General features: G+C 42.6%; 8 protein-coding genes, 2 pseudogenes and 1 other annotated feature. Of the genes and pseudogenes, 9 read left to right on the top strand and 1 reads right to left on the bottom strand.

The window, feature by feature from the left end:
- The first annotated feature begins 159 nt into the window (after nucleotides 1–159).
- Nucleotides 160–294, top strand: a sequence feature (ribosomal protein L10 leader region).
- A gap of 27 nt (nucleotides 295–321) precedes the next feature.
- The 6 genes and pseudogenes from rplJ to AALA56_RS01720 all read left to right on the top strand — a co-directional run.
- The gene (rplJ, locus tag AALA56_RS01695) at nucleotides 322–819 is read left to right on the top strand and encodes a 50S ribosomal protein L10 (RefSeq protein ID WP_369908474.1); all 498 of its coding nucleotides are present in this window, start codon (nucleotides 322–324) and stop codon (nucleotides 817–819) included.
- A 62-nt stretch (nucleotides 820–881) separates the two neighbouring features.
- Nucleotides 882–1,250 (top strand): 50S ribosomal protein L7/L12, encoded by a 369-nt coding sequence (gene rplL, locus AALA56_RS01700; protein WP_115269041.1) that lies wholly within the window; start codon nucleotides 882–884, stop codon nucleotides 1,248–1,250.
- Between the two features lie 178 nt (nucleotides 1,251–1,428).
- Complete coding sequence (locus AALA56_RS01705; RefSeq protein ID WP_369908475.1) at nucleotides 1,429–1,983, top strand: TetR/AcrR family transcriptional regulator; 555 nt, start codon at nucleotides 1,429–1,431, stop codon at nucleotides 1,981–1,983.
- A gap of 70 nt (nucleotides 1,984–2,053) precedes the next feature.
- Nucleotides 2,054–3,832: an excinuclease ABC subunit UvrC gene (gene uvrC, locus AALA56_RS01710; RefSeq protein WP_369908476.1), complete on the top strand. Its 1,779-nt coding sequence runs from the start codon at nucleotides 2,054–2,056 to the stop codon at nucleotides 3,830–3,832.
- Nucleotides 3,833–4,111: 279 nt separating this feature from the next.
- Nucleotides 4,112–8,364 (top strand): annotated as a pseudogene (locus AALA56_RS01715) (glycoside hydrolase family 70 protein); the annotation flags it as partial.
- Nucleotides 8,365–8,454, top strand: a pseudogene (locus AALA56_RS01720) (hypothetical protein); the annotation flags it as partial.
- A gap of 99 nt (nucleotides 8,455–8,553) precedes the next feature.
- Here AALA56_RS01720 and AALA56_RS01725 read toward each other — a convergent pair.
- Nucleotides 8,554–8,730: a DUF3042 family protein gene (locus AALA56_RS01725; protein WP_115269045.1), complete on the bottom strand. Its 177-nt coding sequence runs from the start codon at nucleotides 8,728–8,730 to the stop codon at nucleotides 8,554–8,556.
- Nucleotides 8,731–8,850: 120 nt separating this feature from the next.
- On the opposite strand from AALA56_RS01725, the gene miaA reads away from it, so the two are divergent.
- The 3 genes from miaA to AALA56_RS01740 all read left to right on the top strand — a co-directional run bounded on the left by miaA (nucleotide 8,851) and on the right by AALA56_RS01740 (nucleotide 11,678).
- The gene (gene miaA / locus AALA56_RS01730) at nucleotides 8,851–9,738 is read left to right on the top strand and encodes a tRNA (adenosine(37)-N6)-dimethylallyltransferase MiaA (RefSeq protein ID WP_369908477.1); all 888 of its coding nucleotides are present in this window, start codon (nucleotides 8,851–8,853) and stop codon (nucleotides 9,736–9,738) included.
- A 64-nt stretch (nucleotides 9,739–9,802) separates the two neighbouring features.
- Complete coding sequence (gene hflX / locus AALA56_RS01735; RefSeq protein WP_369908478.1) at nucleotides 9,803–11,041, top strand: GTPase HflX; 1,239 nt, start codon at nucleotides 9,803–9,805, stop codon at nucleotides 11,039–11,041.
- Complete coding sequence (locus AALA56_RS01740; protein WP_369908479.1) at nucleotides 11,034–11,678, top strand: cystathionine beta-lyase; 645 nt, start codon at nucleotides 11,034–11,036, stop codon at nucleotides 11,676–11,678. Before hflX ends, AALA56_RS01740 begins: the two co-directional genes overlap by 8 nt.

An 11,678-nucleotide genomic window follows, 5' to 3' on the forward strand; every position in this document is an offset into this window, starting at 1 on the left:
TTGTGGTGATTACAATTATATCTCTCTGAGGTGTTTTTTCATACTTTTAAGTGGCTAACTTCATTTTAGAACTTTTAATTGATAACCTCTTCAGAAAAAAATCCCAAAATAATCTCAAAAAAGCTTGACAAATAAAAAACTTCACGATATACTAGATGAGGTTTTGAATAAAACTGACCTAAGACAGTAGGGGAGCGGTGCTCATAATAGTCCTACCGAGGCACAAAACGTGATTTAGAAATAACGGTTTTGTACTTTCGTGTCTAGGTGTAGATACGTTTTTTTGTATCTATCCCAAAAATAAAAACGGAGGTAAAACTAATGAGTGAAGCAATTATTGCTAAAAAAGCTGAACAAGTCGAACTTGTCGCTGAAAAGATGAAAGCAGCAGCAAGTATCGTTGTTGTAGACTCTCGTGGTCTTACAGTTGAGCAAGATACAGTTCTTCGTCGCAATCTTCGCGAAAGCGGTGTTGAGTTTAAAGTTATCAAAAACTCTATCTTGACTCGTGCAGCTGAAAAAGCAGGTCTTGACGAGATGAAAGACATCTTTGTTGGACCATCTGCAGTAGCATTCTCAAACGAAGATGTTATTGCGCCAGCAAAAATTCTTAGCGAATTTGCTGCTGATGCTGAAGCACTTGAAATTAAAGGTGGTGCAATCGAAGGCGCTGTTTCTACTAAAGAAGAAATCGACGCTCTTGCTAAATTGCCAAACCGCGAAGGCATGCTTTCTATGCTCCTTTCAGTACTTCAAGCTCCTGTTCGCAACGTGGCTTACGCTATCAAAGCGGTTGCAGAAGCAAAAGAAGAAGCTTAATGCTTCAAGTAGCTTAAGCTACAAACCTATTTTATCATTTAACTATTTTGGAGGAAACTACAATGGCATTGAACATTGAAAACATTATTGCTGAAATTAAAGAAGCTTCAATCCTTGAGCTTAACGATCTTGTAAAAGCTATCGAAGAAGAATTTGGTGTAACTGCAGCTGCTCCTGTAGCTGTTGCTGCTGATGGTGCTGCTGACGCTGGTGCTGCTAAAGATTCATTCGATATCGAATTGACTGCTGGTGGTGACAAGAAAGTTGCTGTTATCAAAGTCGTTCGTGAAATCACAGGTGAAGGTCTTAAAGAAGCTAAAGCACTTGTTGACAACGCACCATCTGTACTTAAAGAAGGTGTTGCAGCTGCTGAAGCTGAAGAACTTAAAGCTAAACTTGAAGAAGCTGGAGCTAGCGTAACTCTTAAATAATCGGATTTAAGCTAGACTTGCTTTGTAAAGTCGATATGTGTAAACCCTGCCTTGCAAGCCATGGTGGGGTTTTCTTATCGAAAATAAGTAAAGGGTTTTCAATTATTGAACTATTTTAAGAAAGTTTTAATTATATTGTGTTATTGTGCACAGTACTATATGAATTAGGAGGAACGTGATGTCTGAACTTGTTAGCAGAAGAAGTCAACGCTCAAAAGAGTTGTTTATCCGTGCTTTGTTGACTCTGATGCACCAAAAACCTCTCGAAGATATTTCCATTAAGGAAATCGTTGAGGAAGCTTCTTTGACACGCCAAACATTTTATCGCCACTTTATCTCAAAAGAGGATGTTTTAAAGACTTATTTAGATTATTTATATAAAGATTGTTTCAATGTGATTGACTCTAGACAGCCTGAGGATTTGCTTGGAGTATTGAAGACTTACTTTGATTACTGGCTTCAATACCAAAAGAGTATCGAGGTTTTGTATGTGCAAAATGCGCACTGGATTATCAATGACATTGCTCTGACTTATGTTCAAGGCTTGCAGCCCTACGTTGAGAGTTATTTTACCGCTGACTTAGGTCCGAATGCAGAGTATTTGTGGACATATCTTTTTGGCGGTTTGGTGCAAATGAAAAGTAAATGGTTTGAAAGACATTGTCGTGTTACAACACAAGAAATGGCTATGCTTGTCTACCAGTTTTGGACTGGTGAGGTATTTGGTCGTTAAAGCGAAAAAGAGATTAGCTGGTCTAGTCTCTTTTTGCTGTCTTTTGGGTAAAATTTGTTATAATAAAAGCATGAATGAACTGATTAAGCATAAATTAGAGCTTTTACCAGATAGCCCTGGGTGTTATCTCCATAAGGACAAAAATGGGACTATCATCTATGTGGGTAAGGCTAAAAATTTAAAAAATCGTGTGCGCTCCTATTTTCATGCCAGTCACAATACCAAAACCGAGCTTTTGGTGTCTGAGATTGAGGATTTTGAGTATATTGTCACAAGTTCTAACACAGAGGCGCTTCTGCTTGAGATTAATCTCATCCAAGAAAACATGCCCAAGTACAATATCAAGCTAAAAGATGACAAGTCCTATCCTTACATCAAGATTACAGATGAGGTGTATCCAAGACTACTCATCACACGTCAAGTTAAGAAAAATGACGGGCTGTACTTTGGACCCTATCCAGACTCGGGTGCCGCAACGGAAATTAAGCGTTTGTTAGACCGTCTCTTTCCTTTTAAGAAATGTACCAATCCAGCCAACAAGGTCTGTTTTTACTATCATTTGGGGCAGTGTAATGCCCATACCATTTGCCATACGGACAAGGCTTATTGGGACGGCTTAAAAGAGGATGTCAAAAACTTTCTCAACGGAAAAGACAATAAAATCGTGGACGGCTTGAGGGATAAAATGCAAGCAGCAGCTGCTCAGATGGAGTTTGAGCGTGCGGCAGAGTATCGGGATTTGATTGAGGCGATTGGGGTTTTACGCACCAAGCAGCGTGTCATTCATCAGGATATGAAAGACCGTGATATTTTCGGTTATGCTGTGGATAAGGGCTGGATGTGCGTGCAAGTTTTCTTTGTGCGAAATGGCAAGCTCATCCAGCGAGATGTCAATATGTTTCCTTACTACAATGAGCCTGAAGAGGACTTTTTGACCTACATTGGTCAGTTTTATCAGGATAAAAAGCACCTGCTGCCAAAGGAAATTTTCATTCCAAAGGACATTGATGAAGATTTGGTGCAGGCTCTGGTCAAGAGTAAGGTCATCAAGCCCCAGCGTGGTGAGAAAAAGCAACTGGTCAATCTAGCGACCAAGAACGCTAGGGTCAGTCTCCAACAAAAGTTTGATTTGCTGGAAAAGGACATCCGAAAAACGCATGGCGCTATTGAAAATCTGGGTGATTTGCTCAATATTCCAAAACCTGTGCGTATCGAGGCTTTTGACAACTCTAACATCCAAGGGACAAGCCCTGTGTCTGCTATGGTGGTCTTTGTCAATGGCAAGCCAAGTAAGAAAGATTATCGCAAATTTAAGATTAAAACTGTGGTGGGTCCTGATGACTACGCTAGTATGCGTGAGGTTATTTATCGCAGGTACAGTCGTGTGCTTAAGGACGGTTTGACACCGCCAGACCTTATCGTGATTGATGGAGGGCAAGGGCAGGTCAATGTCGCAAGAGAAGTGATTGAAGATAAGCTTGGCTTAGACATTCCCATCGCTGGTCTGCAAAAAAATGATAAGCACCAGACGCACGAGTTGCTTTTTGGTAATCCCTTGCAGGTGGTGCCGCTGCCTAGACAGTCTGAGGAGTTCTTTTTATTGCAGCGTATCCAAGACGAGGTGCACCGCTTTGCCATTACCTTTCACCGTCAAGTGCGCTCTAAAAACTCTTTCTCCTCTAAGCTAGATGGCATTTCTGGGCTGGGTCCAAAGCGCAAGCAACTCTTGATGAAACACTTTAAAAACCTCACCAATATCCAAAAGGCAAGTGTTGATGATATCGTCAACTGTGGTATCCCACGGACTGTCGCTGAAAATATCCAAACAACTCTAAATCAAAAAGAATAACTTGATACATTGTATCGAGTTATTTTTAGTAATTTTCTTATTAAAACCATTAAGGGCTGGTTAAAAGAGAAGACTGTTATTGCTGTATCTCTCATGATTTGTTACAATGGAAATGGTTTTAAGAATGATGACAATCCTTGTTAGACTTGTTGAGACCGCATTAGGAAAGCATAAGCTTTCTAAGGAAAAGGAGAACTAATTATGGAGACCAAAATGCGTTATAAGCGACGTAAGGTCAAAAAGCACTAGGTAACAGTTGCAATTGCCGCTACTACACTTATGTTGGGAGGTGCTGTTAGCACACAAGCAAGTGCTGATAGTGTTGTGAGTGAGCAAGTAGCAAGCACGACTGTTGAGCAAAAAGTAGATGAAACGACAGCTTCATCTACAAGTGAAGAAGCCGCTTCTAGTCAAGAGGAAACGACTGAAGAAAGCTCTTCTGACACAAAGGTTTCAGACACGCAAGAGGTGACGACGACACAAGAAGTCACAACAGAGTCTTCTCAAAGTGACAGCCAGACAGAAGCAGAAACGTCTACTAGCCAAGAAGAGAATACAAGTGTTCAGACGGAGTCGTTGACGGCTCAAGAAACTGCGGTTTCAAAAACCTCAGCGACAGGTATTCAGACGATTGACGGTAAGACTTATTATATCGCTGAAGATGGTACTTATAAGACCAATTTTGTCGTTGAATCTGAAGATGGCAAGCTGCTTTATTTTGGTAAGGATGGTGTTCTTGAAAATAGTGCCGAAACTTGGTTTAGCAGGGAAGGTTTGACCAGTCTCAATGATACTTTTAGTGAAAATAACGCTTTTGTCCAGTTAGATGAAAAAGGAGTCGAGCTGGTTGATGGGTATTTGACAGCCAATACTTGGTATCGTCCAAAGAAAATTCTCTCAAATGGAGAACAGTGGTTACCATCACGTCAGACGGATGTCCGTCCTTTATTGATGGCATGGTGGCCTGATAAGCAAACGCAGCTAGCTTATGTCAATTACATGGCGGCAGCAGGTTTTGGTGATATTGTCCAAGCTACAGCCAGCCAAGAAGAGCTAAACAAAGCGGCTCAAGATATTCAAAAAGCCATTGAAAAGAAAATCTACGTGGATGGTACGGCTTGGCTACGTGAGAGGATTTCAACATTTGTAGCGACACAACCTAACTGGAATAGCCAAACAGAAGATAACACAGCTGGAAAAAATCAAGACCACTTGCAAGGTGGGGCTCTGACCTTTATCAATAGTGATAAGACGCCAGAAGCCAATTCTGACTATCGTTTGTTTAATGAAACGATTACCAAGGTAACACGTGATAGAGATTTAGATAGTGAACTTGGCGCTAAAGCAGTTGATGAATTGTTAGAAAAGTACAATAATTTAGAAACAGATGGCTATGAATTGCTTCTTGCTAATGACGTTGATAATTCTAATCCCGTTGTTCAAGCAGAGCAATTAAACTGGCTACACTTTATCATGAACTTTGGTGAGATTGTAGCAGGTGATGCTAGCGCTAACTTTGACGGTGTTCGTGTTGATGCGGTTGACAATGTCAATGCTGACTTGTTGCAAATCACTTCTGACTACTTCAAGGCTAAGTATGGTGTTGCTGATAGCGAAGCCAACGCTATCGATCATCTCTCTATTTTAGAAGCTTGGTCTGAAAACGATCCTTACTACAATGAGGCTATGTCAGGTGCTCAACTGCCAATTGACAATAAAAATCGTCTGTCTCTCCTTTACTCACTCATGCGTCCTGTCGAAGGAGATGAGAGCAGAACGCCATCACTAGCACCAATCATCACAAACAGCTACAATAACCGTAGTTCAGATATTGCCCCAACAACTGGCAAGGCTTATAAAGATGGCAAGCGCATGGCGAACTATGTGTTTGTACGAGCACACGATTCAGAGGTTCAAACAGTTATTGCTAAGATTATCAATAAAGAGTTAGGGCGTACAGATACAGATGGCTTGACTAATATCACGCTTGATGAAATCAAAGAAGCCTTCAAGATTTATAATGAAGATATGAATCAAGCGGATAAGAAGTATACTCAGTTCAATGTGCCTGCGGCTTATGCGCTCGTGTTGACCAATAAAGATGCCATTACACGTGTTTACTATGGTGACATGTACACAGATGATGGGCAATACATGGCTAAAAAATCGCCTTACTATGATTCTATTGAGACCTTGCTAAAAGGGCGTATCAAGTATGTTTCTGGTGGTCAAGACATGAAACTTCATTACCCAGCAGGAGCTAATGAAAGCCTCAATAATGCAGGAAAAACAGCTTATGACAGAACGGAGCTCTTGACATCTGTACGCTATGGTAAAGGTGCTGATACAGCAGAAGACTTGGGAACAGAGGAGACACGTTATTCAGGTATATTGACCATTGTATCCAACAACCCTAAACTAGAACTTTATCAAGGCGATGATAGTTTTGCCAATACCATAACGGTCAATATGGGAGCTGCGCACAAGAACCAAGCCTATCGTCCACTTCTTTTGGGAACTGAAAATGGCATTCTTCAGTTTGCTAGCGACCAAGAAGCTAGTGCTTATATCAAATACACGGACGATAATGGCAATCTGACCTTCTCACCAAGTGAGATTAAGGGCTATGCTACTGTTGATATGAATGGTTACTTGGCTGTTTGGATCCCAGTTGGCGCAAGTGATACACAGGATGTTCGTGTAGCAGCATCAACTGAAAAGAACAGCTCAAATCTGGTCTATGAAAGCTCAGCTGCGCTTGATTCACAAGTTATCTATGAAGGTTTCTCTAACTTCCAAGACTTTGTTGAAAACGACGCTCAGTACACCAACAAACTCATCGCTCAAAATGCAGACTTGTTCAAGGCTTGGGGAATTACCTCCTTTGAGATGGCACCACAATATGTCGCTAGTGAAGATGGAAGTTTCCTTGACGCTATCATCGGAAACGGCTACGCCTTTGAAGATCGCTATGATATTGCTATGAGTAAAAACAACAAGTATGGTTCTTTCAATGACTTGCTAGATGCCGTTCGTTCTCTTCACGCTGCTGGTATCCAAGTGATTGCTGACTGGGTGCCTGATCAGATTTATAATCTTCCTGGTGAGCAGATTGTCACAGCTAACCGTACTGATAGTTATGGGAAGTACCGTAGTGGTGCTGTTATCAAAGAATTGCTCTACGCTGCCAAGACACGCACTAATGGCGATGATTATCAAGCGGTTTATGGCGGAGCTTTCTTAGAAGAGCTTGCGGAGAAATACCCTAGCATTTTTGAGCGTATCCAAGTATCCAGTGGTCAAAAAATAGACCCAACAGTTGCCATTAAGCAATGGGAAGCTAAATACTTCAATGGAACCAATATTTTGGGACGTGGAGCTTATTATGTACTAAAAGATTGGGGCTCAAACGATTACTTTAGAGTGGATAAAAACACCGTTATCCTACCAAAACAATTGCTAGGTCAAGAAGCCGTGACAGGATTTGCCAAGGACGATACGGGTTACTATTATTATTCTACAAGTGGGTCTCGTGCTAAGTCTGTCTTTATCCAAGATGAAAACGGCAACTTGTACTATTTCGATGAGAATGGCTACATGGTGACAGGTGCTTACCAGATAGGTGATGATTTCTATCGTTTCTTGCCAAATGGTGTTCAATTGCGTGACGCTTTTGTCATGGACGCTAGTGGCAATTATTATTACTACAGCAAGCTAGGTGCACAGTACCGCAACGACTATTATCTCTTTGGCAGCGATTGGCGTTATTTTGACGCTAATGGTGTGATGGCACGAGGCATTGTTTCTATTAACGGCAGCAAACAATATTTTGATACGGATGGTTTCCAACAAAAGGATATTGCCATTCGTGATACTGATGGTAATCTTTATTACTTTGAGGCTGGTTCTGGAAATGCTGTGGCAAATCGTTGGTTTGAAATCGAAAAAGGCAGTGGTCAGTTTGCTTATGCTGGCAGCGATGGCAAGGCGGTTGTAGGCAGTCAGGTTATTGATGGCAAGTCTTATTATTCCAAGCAGACGGCACACAAGTCAAAGGAGCCTTTGTGACAAACAGCGATGGCAGCCAGTCTTACTACGATGCTGATTCAGGAGAGCTGTATGTTTCTCGTTTCTTCCAAGTAGGCGATAGCTGGTACTATGCCGATAGCACAGGTCATGTAGTGACGGGTTCTCAAACTATCAACGGTCAACGCTTGTACTTTGCTACAGACGGCAAGCAAATTAAAGGCGACTTTGTGACAAACAGCGATGGCAGCCAGTCTTACTATGACGCCGACTCAGGAGAATTGTATGTTTCTCGTTTCTTCCAAGTAGGTGACAGCTGGTACTATGCCGACAGTACAGGTCATGTGGTGACGGGTTCTCAAACCATCAACGGTCAACGTTTGTACTTTGCCACAGATGGTAAGCAAGTCAAAGGAGCCTTTGTAACAAACAGCGATGGTAGCCAGTCTTACTATGACACTGACTCAGGAGAACTGTATGTTTCTCGCTTCTTCCAAGTAGGAAACACTTGGTACTATGCTAACAGGGCTGGACGAGTGGTTAAGCTTAACGCTTCAACGAGAGCAGAGCTTTCACTTAAAAAAAAGATACTGTAGACACTATCGGATAAAGACTGTCAGAGTCCGATATATCAAAGTTATCTGGATGTAACAAAAAAACCGCTGTACAGCGGTTTTTTACTATGACAAATAAGATTAGCGAGCAATGCGTTTGCGAGCTGCTTTTTTACGATTTTCTTCGATAAAGGCAGCTTTTTCTTCTTCAGGTTCGATGATTGTCTTTTTGACAGCATAGACGGCTCCTGCGACAGTAGCAGCAGTAGCAGCGACACCTGTAACAACACCTTTAGCAAATGCAAATTTTTTAGCCATAATCATTCTCCTTTTGGTTATTCGTTATTGAAAGGTCTCCCTCTCAGCTTCTGTGTTATAATATATAGTAACCTATGCTTGTGAAAATAGCAAGTAAAAAACGAAAAAAGGATGGAAGTCATGTCCCAAAAATTAATTTGTGTGGTAGGTCCGACAGCTGTGGGCAAAACGGCGCTAGGTGTGGAGCTGGCACAGATATTTGACGGTGAGATTATCAGCGGAGATAGCCAGCAGGTCTACAAAAATTTAGATATCGGAACGGCAAAGGCAAGCAAAGCTGAGCAGGCGGCAGCCAGACATCATTTGATTGATGTTAGAGAGGTGTTTGAGACTTACTCTGCTTTTGACTTTGTCAAGGAAGCAAGACAAGCGATTAGTGAGATTACTGAGCGTGGTCATGTGCCCATTATTGTCGGAGGGACGGGTTTGTACTTGCAGAGTCTTCTTGAGGGCTATCACTTGGGCGGACAGGTTGACCAAGAGGCGGTTCTTTCCTACCGAGCAGAGTTAGAAGGATTGTCGGATGCTCTTTTAGAAAAAGAGTTGAGCGCTTATGGGCTTTCTATGCCTTTGTCTAACCGTAGGCGTGCTATACGGGCTTTGGAGTTGGCTAGTTTTGGAAATGACATGGAAAATCAAACACCAGATTATGACGTTCTTATCATCGGGCTAAACGATGAGCGTGAAAAGCTTTATCAGCGTATCAATGCCCGTGTTGACCAAATGGTCAAGGAGGGGCTGCTGGATGAAGCCAAGTGGCTCCACGAAAATTATCCTGATGTACAAGCTAGCCGTGCTATTGGCTATAAGGAGCTCTTTCCTTACTTTGCAGGCGAGGTTAGTCTTGATGTGGCGCTTGATAAGCTCAAGCAAAACACTCGCCGCTTTGCCAAGCGCCAGCTGACTTGGTTTCGTAATCGCATGGCGGTGGACTTTTATAATATCAGTGACAGCGAGAGTCGTGCCGCTATCATAGAGGCTGTGCGTGATTTTTTAGAAAGCAAGTAGCAAAGCAAACGTAAATAGCTGAAATATGCTATAATGAAAGTTACGCAATAAAGGAGGTGAGGCGATGTTTGAGACGCAAAAAGAAGAGGAGCGTGTGCTGCTCCTAGGAGTGACGCTCCCAGAGCAAGAAAACAGCGACATGTCTATGGCTGAGCTAGAGAGCCTTGCAAGAACCGCAGGGGCAAAGGTCATAGACAGTTTTGTCCAAAACCGTGAGCGCTATGACAGCAAAACCTTCATCGGCTCAGGAAAATTACAAGAAGTTGCCCAAATTGTTGACAGCGAAGAAATTGATACCGTCATTGTCAATAATCGCTTGACGCCACGGCAAAATACCAACCTAGAGCAGGCGTTGGGAGTTAAGGTCATTGACCGCATGCAGTTGATTTTGGATATTTTTGCCATGCGTGCTCGCAGTCACGAGGGAAAACTGCAGGTGCACTTAGCACAGCTCAAGTATATGCTGCCTAGACTAGTAGGGCAGGGCGTTATGCTCAGTCGCCAAGCTGGTGGTATCGGTAGCCGTGGTCCTGGTGAGAGCCAGTTGGAGCTCAATCGTCGCTCCATTCGCCAGCAAATCACAGATATTGAGCGCCAGCTCAAGCAGGTGGCTAAAAATCGAGCCACCAGTCGTGAAAAACGCTTGGACGACAGTACTTTTAAGATTGGCTTGATTGGCTACACCAATGCTGGCAAGTCCACTATCATGAACGCTCTAACGGACAATAAACAATACGAAGCCGATGAGCTTTTTGCAACGCTCGACGCTACGACAAAACAGGTCTATCTAGCTGAACATTTCCAAGCAACGCTGACCGACACGGTTGGGTTTATTCAGGATTTGCCGACGGAGTTGGTTGCTGCCTTTAAGTCCACGCTAGAAGAGAGCAGGCATGTGGATTTGTTGCTCCATGTCATTGACGCCAATGACCCCAACCATGCGGAGCAGGAAAAGGTTGTCCTAGATCTCCTTGATGAGCTGGATATGTCAACTATCCCTCGCCTTGCTATTTACAATAAAATGGATAAGGTAGAGAGCTTGACGGCAACCACGTTTCCCAATATCCGCTTGTCTGCTAAGGATAAAAATAGCAAGCAATCGCTACGCCGTTTGATTGTTGATCAAATCCGTGAGCAGTTTGAACCTTTCACTATCAAGGTCAATTCAAACGAACTCTACAAGCTCTATCAACTGCAAAAGGTGGCTCTGCTAGAGCCATTTGACGGCACACAAGACATAGAAGAAGTTTCAGGTTACATTTCCACTAAGAATAAATGGAGGTTAGACACGTTTTATGACTGATTATATCGACTTGGCGCTGCGTTATGGCGGCTTTACAAGCCTTGATAAGGTCTATCTGACCAATTGCCTAAAAAACTTATCAGACGCTGATAAGCTCACTTTTATCACCCCTCCGCCCAGTGTGATTAACGCTTACTTTGCTGAGATTTATCAAAAGCAATCGCCAAAAGCTGCGACGGACTATTATTTTGACTTGTCACAGGCACTCAAGCTTTTTGTGGCTCAGCCTAGTTTTGAAGAAACAAAGCCTTTTGTGCGTCTGAATTTATCTGGAAAGTCCTACGGTTTTGCCTATGTTTCAGAAAGAGAGCTGGCGCAGGTTTTCTCTGAAACGCTAGAGCCCATCTCGACGGCTGTCTTACTTGAGTTAGCGCAGATTTTCCCGCATTATGTGGTATATGTAAAAGACGACACCATCATGATGGAAGCGCTGGATTTTTCTGAAAATATCCTAGCGGATGAGACACCAGAGGACAGTCTTTTGGGGCAAGTGCTGCGCTTAGAAAATGATGTGATAAAAATCACAAGCTTTAACCATGAAGAACTTTTAGACTTGGCAAAAGCCTATAGCGGACAGCGCTATTACCAATCAGACGGCAAACAAGCCACCCTCTACATCAAGGACAGAAAGGACTAA

This window comes from Streptococcus hyointestinalis, from assembly GCF_041225505.1.
GTDB classification, from domain to species: Bacteria; Bacillota; Bacilli; order Lactobacillales; family Streptococcaceae; genus Streptococcus; species Streptococcus hyointestinalis_B.